This window comes from candidate division TA06 bacterium (assembly GCA_004376575.1).
Classification (GTDB): Bacteria; Hydrothermota; DG-26; order E44-bin18; family E44-bin18; genus E44-bin18.
Window position 1 is genome coordinate 21,645 of record SOJN01000143.1, and the last position, 19,604, is coordinate 41,248.

14 protein-coding genes are annotated in these 19,604 nt (G+C 50.1%); all 14 read right to left on the reverse strand.

Translation table 11 applies throughout. The features are described from left to right. Window positions 1–7: 7 nt before the first annotated feature. The 14 genes from E3J62_11910 to E3J62_11975 all read right to left on the reverse strand — a co-directional run bounded on the left by E3J62_11910 (window position 8) and on the right by E3J62_11975 (window position 19,600). Window positions 8–1,534: a hypothetical protein gene (locus E3J62_11910; GenBank protein TET43913.1), complete on the reverse strand. Its 1,527-nt coding sequence runs from the start codon at window positions 1,532–1,534 to the stop codon at window positions 8–10. Then, window positions 1,482–2,717: an alkaline phosphatase family protein gene (locus E3J62_11915; protein ID TET43914.1), complete on the reverse strand. Its 1,236-nt coding sequence runs from the start codon at window positions 2,715–2,717 to the stop codon at window positions 1,482–1,484. Before E3J62_11915 ends, E3J62_11910 begins: the two co-directional genes overlap by 53 nt. Next, entirely contained in the window at window positions 2,683–3,786 is a 1,104-nt protein-coding gene (locus E3J62_11920; protein ID TET43915.1) for a radical SAM protein, read from the reverse strand. Before E3J62_11920 ends, E3J62_11915 begins: the two co-directional genes overlap by 35 nt. Further along, window positions 3,773–5,044 carry a hypothetical protein gene (locus E3J62_11925; protein TET43916.1) on the reverse strand — a complete coding sequence of 424 codons (1,272 nt, stop codon included), beginning with the start codon at window positions 5,042–5,044 and terminating at the stop codon, window positions 3,773–3,775. Before E3J62_11925 ends, E3J62_11920 begins: the two co-directional genes overlap by 14 nt. Next, entirely contained in the window at window positions 5,041–6,648 is a 1,608-nt protein-coding gene (locus E3J62_11930) for a hypothetical protein (GenBank protein TET43917.1), read from the reverse strand. Before E3J62_11930 ends, E3J62_11925 begins: the two co-directional genes overlap by 4 nt. 244 nt (window positions 6,649–6,892) lie before the next feature. After that, a complete protein-coding gene (locus E3J62_11935) occupies window positions 6,893–7,750 on the reverse strand; it encodes a glycosyltransferase (protein TET43918.1) in 858 nt (285 codons plus the stop codon). A gap of 464 nt (window positions 7,751–8,214) precedes the next feature. After that, the gene (locus E3J62_11940; GenBank protein ID TET43919.1) at window positions 8,215–10,110 is read right to left on the reverse strand and encodes a hypothetical protein; all 1,896 of its coding nucleotides are present in this window, start codon (window positions 10,108–10,110) and stop codon (window positions 8,215–8,217) included. A gap of 73 nt (window positions 10,111–10,183) precedes the next feature. Next, window positions 10,184–11,524 carry a sigma-54-dependent Fis family transcriptional regulator gene (locus E3J62_11945; GenBank protein TET43920.1) on the reverse strand — a complete coding sequence of 447 codons (1,341 nt, stop codon included), beginning with the start codon at window positions 11,522–11,524 and terminating at the stop codon, window positions 10,184–10,186. A gap of 5 nt (window positions 11,525–11,529) precedes the next feature. Continuing rightward, on the reverse strand, window positions 11,530–13,155 hold the full coding sequence (locus E3J62_11950; GenBank protein ID TET43921.1) for a PAS domain S-box protein: 1,626 nt from the start codon (window positions 13,153–13,155) through the stop codon (window positions 11,530–11,532). A 54-nt stretch (window positions 13,156–13,209) separates the two neighbouring features. Beyond that, the gene (locus E3J62_11955) at window positions 13,210–14,424 is read right to left on the reverse strand and encodes a type II secretion system F family protein (GenBank protein ID TET43922.1); all 1,215 of its coding nucleotides are present in this window, start codon (window positions 14,422–14,424) and stop codon (window positions 13,210–13,212) included. A 31-nt stretch (window positions 14,425–14,455) separates the two neighbouring features. Beyond that, the gene (locus tag E3J62_11960) at window positions 14,456–15,526 is read right to left on the reverse strand and encodes a type IV pilus twitching motility protein PilT (GenBank protein ID TET43923.1); all 1,071 of its coding nucleotides are present in this window, start codon (window positions 15,524–15,526) and stop codon (window positions 14,456–14,458) included. 18 nt (window positions 15,527–15,544) lie between these two features. After that, on the reverse strand, window positions 15,545–17,248 hold the full coding sequence (gene pilB, locus E3J62_11965) for a type IV-A pilus assembly ATPase PilB (GenBank protein TET43938.1): 1,704 nt from the start codon (window positions 17,246–17,248) through the stop codon (window positions 15,545–15,547). A 27-nt stretch (window positions 17,249–17,275) separates the two neighbouring features. Beyond that, window positions 17,276–18,979, reverse strand: coding sequence for a type IV-A pilus assembly ATPase PilB (gene pilB, locus E3J62_11970; protein TET43924.1), 1,704 nt, complete (start codon window positions 18,977–18,979; stop codon window positions 17,276–17,278). 132 nt (window positions 18,980–19,111) lie between these two features. After that, the gene (locus tag E3J62_11975; protein ID TET43925.1) at window positions 19,112–19,600 is read right to left on the reverse strand and encodes a helix-hairpin-helix domain-containing protein; all 489 of its coding nucleotides are present in this window, start codon (window positions 19,598–19,600) and stop codon (window positions 19,112–19,114) included. Window positions 19,601–19,604: the final 4 nt, after the last annotated feature.

Below are 19,604 nucleotides of genomic sequence, written 5' to 3' on the forward strand. Positions count from 1 at the left end.
TTTCTTCCTAAGGGTCTACCCCTTTGGTAAAACTTACCCTCAAATAGTCGAGCGCAGTTAACCTGAACTGTCTGTCAAAGATAGCCATTAGCAGGTAGTAACAGAGAAACAGGGCTACTGCGCTGGCCAAAAATGTGCGAATGTTACTGACGAAACGACAGACCCCCGATGTCGCTGAGAGCACAATCGCAAAAACCACCAGGGGTTTCCATAACAGTTTTGTGAAACTCACCTCGACAAGCACCCTTTTGGTCAAATATATGACGAGTGGCTGCATCGCCAGAATGATTCCCATGATGAGCAGTGACATACCGAGTATGCCGAACTTCAGCGTCACATAGGGCCCGAGAAGCAAAAGAAGGACCGGGCTGGGAATGTATGCCCAGAGAAGGGCTCTTGTCTTTCCCAGGCTCTTATACACCTCTCCCCAGTTTGCAAAGATGGCTCTCACCATAGCCGCAATCATGAAAATCCTGAATGCGTTCACCGATGGTAACCATTTCTCTCCCAGAAGATAGAGGATGGTCGGCCTCGCAAGCGGTATCAGGACAGCACCGAATGAAAGCATAAAGATTGCAGAGTTTCTGGTGATCGTGCTGTAGGCTGAGTTCACCCTCCTTATGTCGTTCCTTATTGCGGAAAACGCAGGGAATGATACACCTGCCATTTCTGACCTGATCCTCATCAACTGGTGCGGAAAATAAAATGCCAGGCTGTAGAATCCAAGGGCAGCGTTACCTGCCAGAAATAGAGTCCGGTCACCAACCAATCCAACTATGAAGTCGTCTCCCTGCCAGAATATCCAAATCAGCAGCGTGAGGAAGTACAGCGGTAGGCTGAAGCGGAGAATCTCTTTGAAGATCTTTCTGTCAAACTCCAGTCTGGGCTTATGCGGTGAATAGCTCCAGATGATGATCACATTTATCACAGAGTCGAGAACATAACCTGTGATGAGGCTCCATACCCCAAATCCTCTTACTGCCATCACTATGCATATCACGGTGTTGCCTGCCAATCCGAGGGCTATCGGCAACTTCACCTTGAAGATGTCAATGGTCTTCAGAAACAAGGCCCTTGGAAGCGCGAAGGGTACGGTCAGAACGAACAGGCTCGCTACTCTCAAGTAGGTCGCCATCTCTGGTTTGTGCAGACCGCGTGAAATGAAACCCGCAAAGGCGAGGACTATGATGAACATTGGTATGGAGACAGCAAGCTGACAACTGAACGCTGTATTGAGCATTCTTTTGGGATCTGTTCTTGTCTGGACTATCACATCCTGCATCCGCAGGCTTGCAAGGTTGTTGACAAAAACGACAACCAATATGGTGAATGCAAAAAGCCCGAAGTCCGAAGGCAACAGGAGTCTTGCCAGAACCACCTTTCTGAGGAGAATGATGAGCGAAGTGAGCCCCATGAAAATGAAGGAGACGTTTAAGCCCCTTATCGATTTCGTCCTTATGTCTGTCTCTGCAATCATAACCCTAGAATTTATCTGCCAGGAGGTTCTTGCCGTGCGCCATCTCATCAACCTCATACCCGAGAAAACTTACAGTTGTAGCATAGATGTCAACTAGGTCCACGACTTCCGGAGTCCTTATCCTTTTGGATGCATCCGGGGCAAGGATGAAAATACCCTGATTCTCAGTGCAGTCAGGATCGTATCCGTGCATCCCCCTTGGCGCGTCACTACCAACACCAAAGAAGCACGGATGAATCAGATTACCAGAGTGAGCAAGAAAAATGAGATCGCCATATTCTCTGTTGTTGAATCTTATGTGGTGGGTCTTTCTGTCCGCATCATCAAGCAGCTTGCCGCCGCCAACTTCCTTCAGCAGACCTTCTATCGGTTCCTTCGAATTCTCGTCAAAGAACCAGAACCTTGCAGTTGTAGAGTCAAGAAAAACGAGATAATCTCTTCCCAGTTTACACGGAAGCATTCGCAACCTGCTCCATATAGGGAGGTGCTCTTTCACCTTCACCATTCCATGGTCACCGAATATGAATAGAACGAAAGACCCAGAAATCTTTTCAAAAGTTGAGTATAGCTCTCTCACTCGAGAATCCGTTTCTTTCAGAGCCTTCTTGATCTCTACCGAATCCGGCCCGTGCGTATGGCCCACACCGTCCAACAGTCCGAGTTGGACAAACGCGAACCTGTGCTTCACACTCAAAGACTCACAAAGGCGAGAGACAACCGTTTCGTCGGTGTACTGGGAAGAGTACTCCGGCCAGCCCACATAAATAGATTCCCCACCTGTCTTCTTTATCAGGTCAAAAATGGTGGGCGTTACCAGACTCATCTCCCAGGGAAGTTCCTTCTCCGAGTAGTCAAAAAAAGGAAGAAGCGTCAAGGGAACCTGAGCTGTCGTATGCAAGTACCTGTATATTGGCCCGGCAAGCCTCGAGGTCTTCAACTCTACCCTCTTTCTGATCCACAGCCTAAGCCTGGGCAGTCCCTCCAGGCGTGACAATGGACCCGTCCCCTTGAACGGGCTCGTCTCTGGCGAGTATTTGAAAAGAGTACAGACACCACTCTCTTCGGGATAGAGTCCAGCCAGATATGCAGGTCTGGACTGGAAACCGAAAGGCTCACGCGTCTTTGAGACGATCGCACTGCCCTTTTTGGAAAGCTCCCATAGAAATGGAGTGTCTTTTTCAGACAGGTAGTCGTGCCTGAAGCCATCAAGAAGAATAAAGACTGCGGTTCCCAAATCCAACCTTCTTTCCGAGCCTTTTTACGATCGACTCCGGCCATACAGGAAGTGAGTTCTCCACGTAGGTGCTTATCCAACATCCTGGACAGTGTCCCTTTCTTATTTGCCTCCGTTTCTCTCTGAATTCTGGACTCAGCCATATTTGAGAGATCGGCCTGGCCCGAATGTTTCCCACTACTCCCCCCTCGCTCCAGGTGCAGCAAGGTAGAACATCTCCCATCTCTGAGATGACGATGTTGAAAAGCCCTGCGAGACAAGGATGAAAAAGTGACGGGTAACTTGACTCTCCTGCATTGTACTTCCTCATCATCCGGTACGCAAATCTGTCTTTCTCTTCTGGCAGATGCGCCATCAGCCAATCCATTTGAGCATCGTCCACCTCAAGACCGTGGATCCTGCCGCCTTCTCTCGTCACACCGAATTGCTCGGCAAAGCTAATAAGACTCCCGAAGGAATGGTTTATTCCCAGACTTTCTTGAGTAATAGTCTTGTTCAGTTCGATAATAGATTCGACATTCTCTCCTGTGACTACTGAGGCCACGTTCAAGCAAGGCTTTCCGTCACCAATCGCTTTACTGAGTGAGGCCAACTCCTTCAGGTCAGAGTAAGTTTTCTGGAAGGACAACCCCTTTCTGAGTCTTGAGTGAACCTCTTCTGTCCCATCAATTGAAACAGTTAGGCTGTCCAGATGGGTCTCAATGACTGCTTTTCTATTCACCTCATTGAGCATGGAGCCGTTGGTCGTAACATTCACCCATATCTTTTTCTCTTTGAGGGCGCGCACAAATCGAAACAAGTCTTTTCTCATGAAGGGCTCGCCGCCTGATATAGAAACAGTCTTGACACACAGATCTTCAAGCTGATCTGCCAGCTCGAGCAATTCTTCGGTGGAAAGCTCATCGTCAGCAAGCTCAGGGTTTTCTTGATATCTTGACCAGATATTGCACTGAACACACCTCGCATTGCACTTTCCAGTTATCAAGACCTGAGCGTGGACAGGAGAACGACGAGGTTTGGAGGTGAGCCACCTGTACCACCAGTCTACAGTCTCTTTTGCGCTAGTAAGCACCACCCTTTACTATGACCCTCCACAATTCTGTAGTTGCCTCTCTCAGCTCCTCCCACCAGTCTTCTGCTTTGCCACTGAAAGGAACCACAACTGGAAGAAACAGGGCTGCCTGTCCAGTACGCTGCCCGTTTCTCAACACAACCGAGTCCCTGCCTAGCCTATCAACCGAGAAGAAGAGCATCGTCGCGGCAGCATACGTCATGTCAAGAGGCGTTCCCCTCATGAAGAATGGGAGTGGGCGAATTCTGCCCTTCTTTATGGCCGGGGCAGCACGATGAAGAAAGGTCCTGTACTCTCTCAGCCTCCGCAACACATTCTTCCTGCGCAGGAAGGTGATCAAGGCAGAATCGAGAGGGTAATCCTTCACTCCAAATGCTTCTTCCAAGCACAGACCAAGGGTCTGTTCCATTTTCGGGACGAGCAGGTTCCAGACCTTCACGGCAACGACTGAACTGCCAGCTGCCACATTCCCAGGAGAGTACTTCTCGCGGACTCTGTTTTTGTTCGGGTCGAGTTTGTAGTGAGTCCAGAAGCGGGCCTCCTCCAGCAAGCCTTGAAGGCGCGAAGCCACCCCATCCGAAGACTGCAAGAGCGCACTTAACCTCTCAGCGTATGTGGGCCTGTAATTGTGTTCCAGAACGAGAATACAGGATACTATGTCCAGAAATATTTTCCCGTTGTGATAGAATGCAAACTCAAACTCAGCGCCTTCAGATTCCCTCAGTGGGTCGATCATCACAAGCTGTGCAGCTATTCTGTTGAACAGGAGAGTGAGAGCATCATCAAGGGGTATCTCACTTGCCTCAGGTTTCTCTATCTGCGAAAGCGTCTCATCGTCGCCCCACACAACCTTTCCGTGTTCTGCCAGTTCCACGTTGAACATGGAAGGGCTCATGTTCTTTAAGTAATCTGTGGTGATGGGTGCGAAGTCGACGTGCGAACAGAACTCCTCTCCCCTGAGTGAATCGGTCACGCTGCGAGACATAACAGGAAAGAGGGACCTCGCCTCTGCCACATCTTTCCTATCCTTCGGAACCACAAGGAGGTCATAGTCACTGTAGATTAGCGCCCCTCCGGAAGATAACTCGCACGAACCCTCCCCTCTGCTCATTCCGCCGGTCAGAATCAAAGAGCGGACTTTTCGCTCCGGGTATGTGTCAAAGAAACCCTCGACGGTCTTGACCAGATACTCCTTCATCCTGGTGTCCGCCTCTTCTCGCTGAGCAAGCTTGAAGTCAAGACGGAGATTCAAACCCATCATCTGATCACCCTTCTAATTTTTGCCAACCCTCTCCCGATTCTGCTTCTCTTCATCTGTTTTCTAAAGAGTCTATACAATCTTTCGCTCTCAACATTAATACTAACCTCGTCCTTCTCCATTCTGTGCAGCACATACCTCAAGACGGCAGAAGCCGAGTAGACGGCATCGAACATGAGCGGATGGAGCCTCAACTCCTCATCGTAATAGAAACCTTCTCCGTATCCTCCATACGCATCTTCGGCCTTGAGGGCACCGAAGGCTATCTCAGATTGCCGAAGCCAGAATTCATCCTCTGTATGTCTGTACATCTCGTAATAGGTTTCAGCAAGCCACACAGTCTCACAGGTCGCAATCCTTGGAGAAAAAGAGAAGATGAGTGTATCGAATGCAGGTACGTCCCACCACCTCTGCCAGGTAAGGAGATAGGTCGCGAACTCTCGGGCTATTCGCTTGTAGAGCTCTTCCCCGGTGATCTCATAGGCCAGAAGGTTGGCTTGAGCTGCAAATATCGCTGAAACACCATCCACCTCATCTTGCTTGTTGTCTCTGAGATAACCCGCGGTGAGCACACCACCCTCTGCAAATCGATTCGTCCATTCCAGCGCCTTTCTCGCACTGACCAAATAGGAGTTGTCTTTGAAGAGACGGTAGGCAAGTAATAGAGCAGTAACACCCTCGCCGTTTCCTCCCACTGAATAGCTCTGCTCACCTGTCTCCAGTTTGAATTTGGAAATCTCTTCAAAAACCGGATAGGTGCGCGCCCAGTGGCCATCCTCAAACATCGAAGACTTAAGCCAGGAAAGACCTTCCTTGATTGCTCTTATGAGATTTGAATCGTCATCCCCCAAACATGCTCTCTCCAGAAGAGCTCTCAGAGCGGTCGCCTGCCCCCCGGGGTATCCGGCAATGCCAGTTCCCAGGTGGCTGTAGAAAATGAGCCTTCGGGATCCGGGATCAAGCCTTGCGGTGTTATGCCAGACCCTGCCGTCCTCCAGGAGGATACTCGCATTTTCATCCAGCATCAGTTCTTTGGCTCCCCTGGACATTTCCAGAACTGATTCGTCTTTCACCCTCGTAGATAAAGAATAGAGGTCTGACGCAAGCGTGTTGTAGGTGGGCAAACACCAGTAGCCTCCCAGTGGTGCTCTTCTATCTCTTCTTGTCCCCAACAGAAACAGATTGCATTCCGGGTCAAATACGCTATTAAGCCAGTTAACTGACTTGTTGAGATGTACATTAAAGTCAGTTTCTCCAACCACAGCGGCATGCCTTCCTTTGAGGAACTCCCTCACAATATCTTTCCAGTCCCCGCCCTGGTAAAGATGAAAAGAAAGAGATACTCTTTTGCCGTGCAGGTCACGCTTTATCTCCTTCTCTTCAAGCTCAACATGTGGGGATAGCCAGTCATCGTAGTCGTTTTTCTTTCTTTCGAAGACCTGTTCTTTTGCGACTATACCCAGTTCGAAGACGGTCTCACGCCCTGTAGAGAAAAGGGAGAAGGACAGCGGGATCTTCGTTCCCTCAATAGTGACATGAATCGGAAAGGCGACGCCAGATGCACCTCTCAGTGAGGAGATGAGAAAAAGGGGCATCTTAACATACATGCACGAGTGTATCCACCTGCCCTCGAGTTCCTTTGGATATATTCTGGTGCGGCAAAACGCGGGCATCAGAGAAATATCCCTTATGGCCTGAAGGCTGATCTGCTCCCGCTTGAAATATGCTGCCCCCCCGACAAAAGCATAGCCTGGTTTCTCAAAGAAGCTGAACCTGGCAAGAGACTGCCATGTCTCACCGGTAAGGGGTATGTCTATGTTGAGTGAGTTTCCTTCTCTTCGGAAGGTTCCATCAGTCTGTATGTGAGGCTCTTTTCCCGTAGTGGACTCCTCGGTATCTACCCATGGACCTGGCCAGTCTATAAAACGGTGAATAGAACATGCTCCTTAAGTTCATTCCACTCCGTGCGATGAATCTCATGTCCAGAACTGTCTGTATTGCAGTCTCGACAAGCACCTGCTCAAGACTCACCCTCAAAGATGGGTCCAAGCTTGCTACTCCGCAGGTGACTCGCTTCATTCGTCTGTATGCCGCCATAAATGCGTCGTCATCAGAGTGAAAAACGGCAGCGTCGGGCTCGTACACAACCACATGCCCCTCTTCCTGGACCCTGCGCGCCCAATCCCAGTCCTCGGCCCCGGCTATTGATTCGCTAAACCTTATTCTGTTCCAGACTTCCTTTTTGATCGCTGAGTTGACATTCGAAAAAAAGTAATCCTCTGACTGCACCTTCCTCTCTGTACCGTAGCGAATCTGCAAATCCCTTTTTTCCGAGAGATTTGTTCTGGGGCCTGCAATCTGCCTTCCATAAACCCCTGCAGTCCTTGCGTCTTTAAGTGCACCAGTCAGTTTTGCCAGCCAATTCTCATCCGCTGGCTGTGCGTCCGCGCTCAAGGAGACGAGCAAATCTGAGCTGGCCCGTTCAAAACCTATGTTGAGCGCCCGGCCATAAGTGAACTCTTCTGGTTCTATCTGAACAACTATCGTTTCGAAGTGGGATGCAATTTGAAGAGTATTATCGCAGGATCCGGAATCTACTACTATGATCTCATCCGGCTTCTTGGTCTGTGCGCAGACAACCTCAAGGGTCTCTCTGATGAACTCCTCCTCATTCTTGGTCCTTATGATTACCGCGACGGATGGAGCCATCTTCCCTCGTAAAATCTAACCCCGTTGCCGGGGCGAATACTCCTGATGAATTCGCATAAGTATAAGAAATCATTGACACTATGTCAAGTCAAGACTCAATCCGCAGGCGACCACTGTCTGCAAACTGCCAAAGTTCAAAAGTTCGTATCTGCCTGCCCGGGCCGTTCGACGGCCGGGCGTTCCACGGTCCCCCGCTTCGCGGGGTCACCATGTCGTGTTTGGGAGATTGCTGAGTTTATCGAAGGGCGCAGCTGTTTTCAGGAGATCCTTCGAGTATCGCTCCCTTCGGCGCTGCCTCAGGACTAATTTCCCTAGACTTCGCCCCTCGATAGACTCCCTCCGACTTCGCGAAGGACACGCGGGGCTACGCTCGGGATCGAGACTCTCTAAGCTTCGACTCCGTCTCAGCAAGAGAGACTAAGCACGACGAAATATGTCTCGCGCCTTCTTGCGAAGGCTCGGCCCTATTTCGTTTTCGGGCTTATATAGCTTTGCGCGGGGAGAAGGGACCAGTCAAACTCCAGAAGCGTCTTCTCGTAATCATTCTGAATCCTCAGCTCCAAATGTTGCAGTCTCTTTTCTCGAAGAACCTGATACTGTTCCTCTTTCTTGTCTGTCATTCCAAGAGTTCCATAAACCTGGGCAAGCATGAATCGGGCAACAAGATAATTTGGCTCCACACTGACCAACATCTTCAACTCGCTGGCAGCCTTGTCGTAGGACCCCCCTTCTATGTAGACTGCTGCCAGCTTCTTTCTGAGGAATGGATTGTAGGGATCCACATTGACAGCCCCTCTTAGAAGCGTTGCCACGCCAGAATAGGCTTCCCTTTGACCGATATTCTGTTTCTGGTCATATATGAAATCCGCAAAATCCTCCCAGAAGATCCTGTCGACTGGGTTGGATTTGATCGCAGATTCAAACCTCGTCTGTGTAAGATACAGATCTCCTGCACTCTTCGTCTCGTCATACCTCTTTGCATACAGCTTGCCCAGGGCATTGTGATAGATAGCTTCGTTCGGAGAAAGCGCAAGGGCCACTCTGCAAGATCCTATTGCCCTGTCTACGTCATTCCTCTTCACCTTTTTCGCCATACTATTGTAAAAAGATATGGAAACTGCCGGGCGGAGCACAATAACGGCATAAATAATCGCGAGCGCAAAAAGATATATCTTGGCCCTTTTTGGCGGTCTGAAGCTCCTCATGCTGACAGACGCAGAACACAGAATGCCTGCCAGGGCGAAGAATGCATACCCATTAATTGGAAGGTATAGCGCATTATCCACCAGAGAATGTGCCAGAAGCGCAATGACAGCAGCCAGCGATCCAGCAATGAGAGGGTCTTTCGTTTTTGCAAACCTGACTCCGCTGACCAGAACAGAAGAGAAGAACACCAGAAACGCGGCAAGACCAGCGATGCCAGTGGTGGCCAGATACTGAAGGTATTGATTGTGTGCTATCTTCGCCACCTTTGCGTACCTGCCAACTGCATGCTGAACAGGAAAGTTTGTCATTCTCGAATAGTATACATAGTTCCGGAATCCTACACCCGCAGATGGCCTCATTTTGGCAATCTCCAGAGACTGCTTCCAGATATTCGGCCTCTCCATCGCGTAGATATCTTGTTTACCCGCTGTCAGTATCCTATCCCGTATCGGGTTTGGAACAACCGCGGCTACGATTACCACACCAACAAGTATGGCCAGCCACCTCTTGCTTTTTAATATACCCAGAACGATCAGAGATGCTGCAAGGGCAATGAGTCCTGCCCTTGCTCGCGTCAGAAATAGGGCGACGAACAACAACAGAGAAATAGGCACATAGACCGCCAGCCGTTTCAGTCCGGAGCTCCTGGAAAACAGAACGAATCCAGCAGCAAGAGAAAGCCCGATTATGAGTGTATCAACAAGATAGGTCGGATAGACAAGTGTCCCCGAGACTCTACTCGTGCCAGAGGCCGCCTGAACGATTGCATGGACAGACTGGACGACGCCAACCCCAATCAGTATATATGCAACCTTTCTCTTCAGAGTCTCTTTGGGGAGATTCATGCAAATCAAAAAGAGCAAGAGATATGAGAAGACCTCATGCAGACCCTTGAAGCTGGGATAAGGATTCCTGGAAAAAATCGTAGAAATGAACAAAACGCCTGCAAGAAGTATGGCAGGAAGGTTCGCGACGGAAGACCTGAACGTGAACCCACCCTTTGCCACCATCGAGTAAAGCCATACTACAACACCAACGATCACAATAAACTCGCTCAACGCGAGGATGTATTGCGGCTCTCCCCCTTTTACCAGGTTGAGAGCGAAAAGTAGAGCAATTGTCGTTAAGAGAAATGTGCTAATTCTTTGACTCATAGCTCGACTTTTGAAAATCCCAGATCCCTCATACCAGAGAATCTGGGAAGCTGAAACACCCTGATTATGACTTTTACTTCTTATCCATTCCGTATCTCTTTAGCTTTCTATAGAGGGTCGATGGATGTATGCCGAGAGTCCTTGCAGCCTTAGCTGCATTCCAAGCGGTCTCCTCCAGTGCAGAAGCTATCGCCTCCTTCTCTTTCTCTTTCAGGGAACCAAACACCTGCTTTGGTGTCTCCTGTATCATCTTCTCAGGAAGGTCCCCAATTCTTACGGTGTCCCCCTCCTGGAGTACAATTGCTCTCTCTATTGCATTCTCGAGTTCCCTCACATTTCCTGGCCATGAGTAACGCATCATAACCTGTGAGGCCCCAGACGATATCTTCTTCAGGGGAACTCCCATCTTAGTACAGTATTTCTTCAGAAAATAATCTGTGAGAAGGGGAATATCAGTTCGTCTTTCCTTCATAGGTGGTATGCGCAGCGGGATAACATTCAATCTATAAAAGAGGTCCTTCCTGAACACCCCGTCGTCCATCTTCTGCTCAAGGTCTTCATTCGTCGCCGCAATCACCCTTACGTCCACCTTGATCGGAGAAGTACTGCCTACCGGCACAATCTCCCTTTCCTGCAATACACGCAGAAGCTTCACCTGAGTGCCCGGCGAAGTTTCGCCAACCTCATCCAGGAAGAACGTCCCTTTGTCTGCCACCTGAAAAAGGCCTGCCTTGTCCTTGATAGCACCTGTAAAGGAGCCCTTCTTGTGTCCAAACAGCTCGCTTTCCAGTAGAGTTTCAGGAAGTGCGCCGCAGTTTATTGTTATGAAAGCCCTATCCACCCGGTTACTTCTATTGTGAATCTCTTTGGCGATGATCTCTTTTCCAGTCCCGCTGTCTCCATAGATCATTATCGTGGAATCCGATTTTGATATCTTATCCACCATAGCTAGCACGTTCATAAAAGCGGGGCTTTTTCCGATGATCTTTCTTTCGCCTTCCTTCTTCTTCAGCACCGCTTTAAGGTATATGTTTTCCCGCTTCAGCCTTTCGCTCTCCATTATCTTTTCCAGCCTCAGTTTCACCTCTTCTATCTTGAATGGCTTCGTTATGTAGTCGGCAGCGCCACCCCTTAGAGCTTCTATCGCCGACTCCATCGACCCGAAGGCAGTGGTCATTATAATATTGGCAGAGGGGTTGAGCCCCTTTATCTCTTTCAAGAGTTCAAGGCCATCCAGCTTAGGCATTCGTATGTCGGTTATTATTGCATCAAATCTGTCCTTTTTGTACAGCTCCAGCGCCTGTTCGCCATTTTCTGCGCACTTTATCTCGTAGCCTTCTTTCTTCAAGGCAATGGAGAGCCATTCACGTATTGATTCTTCGTCATCGACTATCATAACACGTTCACGGGCCATGAGAATCACTCCCCTTCCTTACTGGAGTCAGACTTGCGCAACCACACTGTGAATTTTGACCCCTTACCAGGGTTGCTTTCCACATCAATCCACCCCTCGTGCTTTTCCACTATTTTGTGAGCTATGGAAAGCCCCAGACCAATCCCCTTCTTTCTCGTGGAGTAGAACGGTTGGAAAATCCTGGATATCGCGCTCTTCTTTATTCCGATTCCAGTATCTGTGACTGCCACGCCAAATGCCCCGTCTGTCTGGAGCACCTCGATGGTAAGCTGCCCACCATCATTCATTGCACTAAGCGAGTTAAGACAAAGATTCAGGAAGACCTGTTTTACCTGCTCAGGATCCGCGCTCACTGTGGCATCTGCGTCAGATAGTACTGTTCTCAGTTCAATTGTCTCCCTGAAATCCGGGTGAGCCTTGACTAAATCCAGGACCTCTTCAATCACTCTGTTAAGCGACACCTTCCGGAAACTCGGGTCCTTTGAGCGGGCAAACCTCAAAAAGTGCTCTATTATTGTGTCGAGCCTGTCCGTCTCTTTTATCACCAGATGCATCAGCCTCTTCCTGTCACCACCATAGTCAGTCTCACTGGCAAGCATTTCTACCGAGCCTCTTATTGAGGCCAGGGGGTTCCTTATTTCATGTGCCATATCTGCTGAAAGTTGTCCTATGGCTGCCATTCTCTCCGAACGCTTCAACCTCTCCTGAGTCTCCCTCACATCCGTCAGGTCGCTGAATAGCACAAGGTATCCCCTGCGCTGTCCTATCTTGTTCTCCATCACCTTACCGCTCACACCCACCGGCTTGATTCGTCCCCCGCCTAGATGTATGTCGATCTCTCGCCTGTATTCGTTCCGGCTGGCCTTAAGCCCCTCAAGTATCAGTTGGGTCAGGCCCTGCGCCCCCTTCGGCATAATCTCCTCAAGCATCCGTCCGCCAGCACCACCAGATTCACAATCCAGAATCGCCCCCGCGGCCCAGTTGAAGTAAATGATACGGCCTGCCGCATCAACAGTGATTACACCTGCTCCCATGTTTTCAAGTATGTCATCTGTGGTAAGCTTCACGTCCTCCAATTCCTGGACACCCTTACGTAGTCTTTCCGCAAGATACGTCCCCATGGCCGCCACCCCAAAGAAGAACAACACATGCATATAGCCACGAAGGAAAATATAATCCCTCACATATTCCACGTCCAGACCGGGCTGAAGCCATTGGAAGTAGTTTCGGTATTCGGAAGCCAGGAGCAACAAATATGATATCGAAGAGAGCAAGGCCATTGTGAAGCTTCCGCGGCCAACCAGAAACAGAGCCCCGCATATCACTGGCACGAAGTACAGGAGAGAAAACTGGCTTTCTGCACCTCCGGAGAAACCGACAATGGCAGTGGCCAGAACAACATCTGTGGCTAGCTGGGCCCACACGAAGGGGCGAAAGGGCAACCGCTTCCGCAGAGCGAACCAGTAGACAAGGCTCAGGATATAGGTTATGAAGACAAGAAGAGCCAGGGGTATGACCTTGGAGGGCTCTTCTCTGAGAATGAAAGTCCCTACCCCCAGTATGGCGCTAACACCTATGGGACGTGATATGATGAGCCAATCTAGGGTCTGGGTAGGCCTCTGGGGACTCATCTGCCAATCCAGTCTGGAGAGCGGCCGATTCCTGCGGCTGCAATTAAAGGTGTATTAATGCCCCCCACCCACGATGGTGGCGATCTTGAATATGGGCAAATACATGGCGATGACTATGCCGCCGATTACCGTGCCCAGAAAAACCATGATTATGGGCTCAAGCGCAGAAGTGAGGTTTTCCACCGCTGCATCTACCTCGGTATCATAAAAATCAGCAATCTTTGAGAGCATGTCGTCGAGCCCACCAGTCGCCTCTCCAATAGATATCATCTGAACTACCATGGGGGGGAAAACCGCTTCTTTTGACAAGGGACCCGCAATCGTTTCACCTTCACTGATGCTCGACCGCGCGGCCCTTACTGCATTCTCCACCACCTTGTTTCCTGCCGTCTTTGCAGTCGTTTCAAGTGCATCCAGGATTGGAACACCACTTGCAAGAAGAGTGGAGAGAGTTCGTGAGAACCTGGCAATTGCAGTCTTCCTGATCAGGTCCCCCATCACGGGCATCCTGAGGAGAGCCTTGTCTATCGCCAATTTCCCGGCATCTCTCTGGTACGTCATTTTCACAGCCACAATTAGAGCGATTGCAAATATCAGAAAAATCCAGGAGTACCTTCGCAGAATATCACTGAGCCCAATGACTATGCGTGTTGCCAGAGGAAGCTCTGCTCCGAATTCCGAAAACAGCTGCGCAAACACAGGGATAACCGCGATTAGAATCACCCCCACAGCCACGACAGCAACACTGACGATCATCGCCGGATATATCATGGCACCCTTTATCTTTCTCGCAAGTGCAGCTGCCTTTTCAAGGTAGTTGGCCAATCTCACCAGAATCACGTCCAGAGCACCGCCGGTCTCGCCCGCTTCTACCATGTTCACATAGAGGGTGCTGAAGCTCCCTTTCTGTCTTCGGAGCGCCTCGGCCAGAGTAGCGCCACCCTCAACATCTTCCATTATCTGGCGAAGAACCTTCTTGAACCCAGGATTATCAGTCTGCTGGCTCTGGATTTCAAGGCACTGCATGAGAGGAAGTCCCGCGTTTATCATGGTCGCAAACTGACGGGTGAATATGGACAGGTCTCTCGTCCCCAGCCTTCCTCCCTTCAAGAAGGGCAGACCTATCTCCTTGGGTTTTGGCCTGACAGAGGTAGGGATTATCTTCTTGGCCCGCAGTGCTGCAAAGACTTCCTGCTGGCTTTCTGCAACCAGCTCGCCGGTCTGAACTGCGCCTGAAGCGCTCCTTCCCTTCCATACAAAAATGGGCATCGCCTCTCACCTCCCGAGTTGGAACAGCCGCCTAGGCGACCATCTCGCTCTTTTCTTCTATCATTCTCTCAAGTTCCTCTACATTTCTTGAATATGAAAATGCATTGTCCATGGATATCTGCTTGCCGCTATACAGGTTGTAGAGAGACTGGTTCATTGTGGCCATGCCGTATTTCTGCCCGGCCTGAATGAGACTATATATCTGATGAACTTTGTCGTCCCTGACCAAAGCCTTGATGGCTGGCGTCGCAACCATTATTTCCATGGATAGACATCTACCCCCCTTCAGTCGGGGAATCAGAGACTGAGTCAGAACGCCCAAAAGGACGAAAGCGAGCTGAGAGCGGACCTGCGGCTGCTGGTTTGTGGGGAAGACGTCGACAATTCTCTCCACCGACTCTGCCGCGGAGTTGGTGTGGAGTGTTGCAAAAGTAAGATGGCCTGTCTCAGATATCATCAAAGCAGCCGACATAGTTTCCAGGTCTCTCATCTCTCCCACCATCACCACATCCGGATCCTGTCTCAGAACGTACTTCAGAGCGTTGCTGAAAGACTTGGTGTCAGAGCCAACCTGCCTCTGATTGATAATGCACTTCTTGTGCCTGAAGATGTACTCAATTGGGTCCTCAACGGTTACGATGTGGCACCTTCTGGTGCCATTGATAGCATCTATCATGGTGGCGAGCGTTGTCGACTTGCCACAGCCAGTAGGGCCGGTGATCAGAATCAAGCCTTTTGGTCTGCTCGAGAGCTCCGCCACAACAGGAGGTAAACCCAATTCCTTGAATGTTTTTATTTCAAAGGGAATAGTTCTTATGGCCATCGCCACGCAGCCACGCTGAACGAATGCGTTCGCCCTGAATCTGGATAGATTGGGTATGCCAAAAGAAAGGTCGAGCTCATGTTCCATCTCGAACTTCTTCTTCTGCTGGTCTGAGAGGAGACTGTATACTAGCTCCTCAGTTCTCTCAGGAGTGAGCACCTCGTAATTGGTCGGGGCAAGCTCCCCGTCTATTCTGAAGATGGGAGGCGCGCCTGCAGTAAGGTGCAGATCGCTCGCCCCCTTTTGAACCATCTCTTCCAGAAGTTGTCTTATTGTCATTTTGATCTTCCTCCCTTGTCACTTCTCCATGGATGCTGTTTGCCTTATCACTTCTTCTATGGTGGTAACCCCATGCTTCAGCTTCAACAACACGTCCTCACGGAGTGTTTTCATACCTTCCTGTTTGGCCGCATTCTGCATTGTCAAATTGGAAGACCTCTCTAGAATAAGCTGTCTGACCTTTGGACTTATGGGCATAACCTCGAATATAGCTAGCCTCCCTTTGTATCCTGAGCTTCCACACTCCTGACACCCTTTTCCATGATAGATTGTGGCCCCCTCAATCTCTTCTCTACCTATGCCTGCCTCCTCGAGCAATCTGTAGTCAGGCTCAACTGGCTCCTTGCAGTGCGAGCAGATTTTTCTGACCAACCTCTGAGCCTGTATGAGAGTCACAGATGCCGCCACAAGAAAGGGCTCGATACCCATGTCTATGAGCCTGTTGATGGTGCTCGGGGCATCGTTGGTGTGGATGGTGGAAAGCACCAAATGGCCTGTCAGAGCTGCTCTCACGGCGATCTCGGCAGTCTCAGAGTCTCTGATCTCTCCAACCATTATGATGTTGGGTGACTGTCTCAGGAATGCCCTGAGGGCAAATGCGAATGTCAACCCAATCTCGTCGTTCACCTGGACCTGGTTGATTCCTCTGAGATTGTACTCCACCGGGTCCTCAACGGTGAGTATGTGTACATTTGGCGTGTTCAGTCTGGAGAGGGCTGAATAGAGGGTTGTGGACTTCCCACTACCCGTGGGGCCGGTTACGAGTATGATTCCGTAGGGTAGTTCTATCGCTTTCAGAAATACCTTCAAAGCTTCCTCTTCGAATCCAAGGTCGGTCATGTCCAGCATAAGAGCACTCTTGTCAAGTATCCTCATAACAACCTTCTCACCATACAAGGTGGGAACAATGCTTACCCGTAGGTCTATCATCTTCTGGCCAACCTTCACCTTGATTCTTCCATCCTGAGGTATCCTTCTTTCTGCTATGTTCAGAGTGGCCATAATCTTGATTCTCGATATTATTGCACCTTTAAGCCTGTATGGGGGAGATAGGACTTCGTGAAGAACCCCGTCTATTCTGAACCTCACCCTAAGTATTCTTTCATAGGGTTCTATGTGAATGTCACTCGCCCCTTGTCTCACCGCATCAGTAATCAAGAAGTTCACCAGTTTCGTTACAGGTGCGGATTTCCCGGAAGCTCTAAGCTGGCTTATGTCCTCCTCCTCCTCCTCGAATTCCACGAGCTCCACATCCTCACCCTCCATGGTGCTCATCACTTCGCCGCGACCCTCTTCCATGACGGCCTCAAGTTCTGTATCAATCTGGTAGAACTTATCCAGAATCCTCCTTATGGAGCTCTCAGCGGCCACCACCGGGGCTACTTCGAGGCCTGTATGAAACTTGATGTCCTCAATCGCATAAACATCAGAAGGATTCACCATTGCCAGAGTCAGAATCCTCCCCCTTTTCTTTATGGGCACGACCTCGTACCGGCGAGCCATTTCCGCGGAAACGTATTTGATCGCAGCGGGATCTATCGAGTCCTTGGACAGATCGACCGAAGGCGCTTTGAACTGCTTGCTTAGAAATCCGACCAGGGTCTCCTCACTTATGAAACCGAGTCTTGTCAGTGTAGACCCTATTTTCTCGCCCGTTGCGCGCTGTTCTGAGAGGGCCTCATCAAGCTGTTTGTCGTCTATTAGGCCTTCGTTTACCAGCATTACCCCTAACTTAAGTGCCAATCTCTCCTACCTCTGTGACGTTTCCTTGATGACCTCAAAAATATCTGTGACTCCTTCTTTGGCCCTCTTAATCGCTGCCTCTCTTAGTGTCGTCATCCCCCCATCCTTGGCCGCTTTCGCCAGTGCATCAGTGGGGGCTCTGTCAAGAATCAGCTCTCTGATATCTGATGAGACGGCCATCACCTCGAATATGCCCAACCTTCCTCTGTACCCGGTATTGTTGCACTCCCTGCAACCTTTCCCCTTGTACAGCGTGAACCCCTCAAACTCTGACGGATCAATACCCACATCCTTGAGGAGGGCTGGATTCGGCGTCATCGGTTCCTTGCATGACTGGCAGACCTTCCTGAGCAGCCGCTGGCTTTCAATGCAGTTCATCGTCGAAGCTACAAGGAACGGCTCTACACCCATGTTAACCAGTCGGGTGACGGTTCCAGCGGCGTTGTTGGTATGAACGCTACTGAGAACAAGGTGACCAGTGAGGGAGGCGCGAATTGAAATCTCGGCAGTCTCTTTGTCTCTTATCTCCCCAACCATGATGATGTCCGGGTCCTGACGGAGGTAGGACCTGAGTGCGCTTGCAAAGGTGAGGCCGACAGACGCCTTCATCTGAACCTGGTTTATGCCAAGAAGACTGTATTCCACCGGGTCTTCGGCAGTGGTTATGTTCACATCTGGAGCATTGATCTTGTTAATAGCGGCATAGAGAGTGGTCGTCTTGCCGCATCCGGTCGGTCCTGTAACCAGCACGATCCCGTACGGCGAACTTATCCCTTTTATGAACTGAAGCATAGGTTCTCTTTCGAAACCAAGACTGACCAGGTCAAAGGATACGGCTGTCCTGTCAAGAATCCTTAGCGCCATCTTCTCTCCGAAGAGGGTAGGCACAGTGGAGACACGCAGGTCCACAGGTCTTCCCTTGATTCTGATCTTAATCCTTCCGTCCTGGGGCAGCCTCTTCTCCGAAATCTTCAGCTTTGACATAATCTTCAGTCTGGAGACTATCGCTTTCCTCATTCTGTACGGCGGATGCATCACTTCGTGCAGGATACCGTCAATCCTGAACCTGATTCTCAACTCTTTCTCGTAGGGCTCTATGTGTATGTCACTCACCCTTCTATCTACAGCCTCCAGAAGTATACTGTTTACCAGCTTCACTACTGGCGCGGAGTCAGCGGCGGCGGCGAGGTCAGTCATCTCATCCTCTTCCTCGTCCGTCTTCTGCACCACCTCTACCTCTGCCGACTCGTCCCCAATATCCTTCATCACTTCATCCAGCATTCCTGCAGCCTGATATTGTTCTTCTATCGCTTTCACGATACTGCTTTCGGCCGCAACAACAGGCTTGACCTCAAATCCGGTGGTAAATTTTATGTCCTCAATCGCAAGGACATCCGCAGGGTTGACCATCGCCACGGTCAATACTTTCCCCCTCCGCTCCAGTGGAATACAACGATATTTTGTAGCAAGCTCACTGGGCACGAGGTCAAGAATAGCCTGATCAATGTTGTAGTCGGACAGGTTGATGGAAGAAACGCCGTACTGCTTCTGGAGGAACTGAGTTATTTCATCCTCGGAGAGAAAACCGAGCTTGACAAGGTTGGTTCCCAGGCGTCCGCCCACACGTTTCTGCTCGGCAAGAGCGGTTTTGAGCTGCTCTGCGGTGAGCAGACCAGCAGAAACAAGCATATCCCCTAGTTTGGCGGCCATATTTTTTGCACCCCTGCAGTATACTAGCAGATTAGCAACAGTTTGTCAAGACCTTTGCCCAGTCTCTTAATACCCCATCTTCAAAAAACTTAGGCCACCTCAGTCAGTACTAAACCCGCCATCAGAAGAAAACTACCTGCCAGTGGTCTCGAGAACCTTCACCATGTTCCTTATCTGCGATAGCTTCTTCTCCCCGATGCCTGAAATATTCTTCAACTCTTCAATATCCTCGAAGAATCCATGTGCCTCCCTGTACTCGACTATTCGTCGTGCAAGTTTCATGCCTATCCCTGGCAAAAGACAGAACTCCTTTTGCGAAGCTCTGTTTATGTCTATCTTGTTCTTTGCCAGATCCGGCGGATTCGGGCTGTCTATCCTTTGCTCCACCAGCCTGATGACGGTGTCCAGTTCTGGGACCCTGGAGCTATCGACCTCTGTCGTCAAGGGAAACAGCGTACCTGAGGCGGGGTGTGGCTCAATCTCCCTGTGCCTGGACCTGTAGACTTTCACCCCCGAACCAGCCAAAAGGGCGGCGAGGAGAAAAAGAAGAACGCGTCTCTCCTGAGGCGTAAATATCGTCACGGAAACCCCCTTGTCAGAAACAAATTCCAAGCTCCAAATCTCA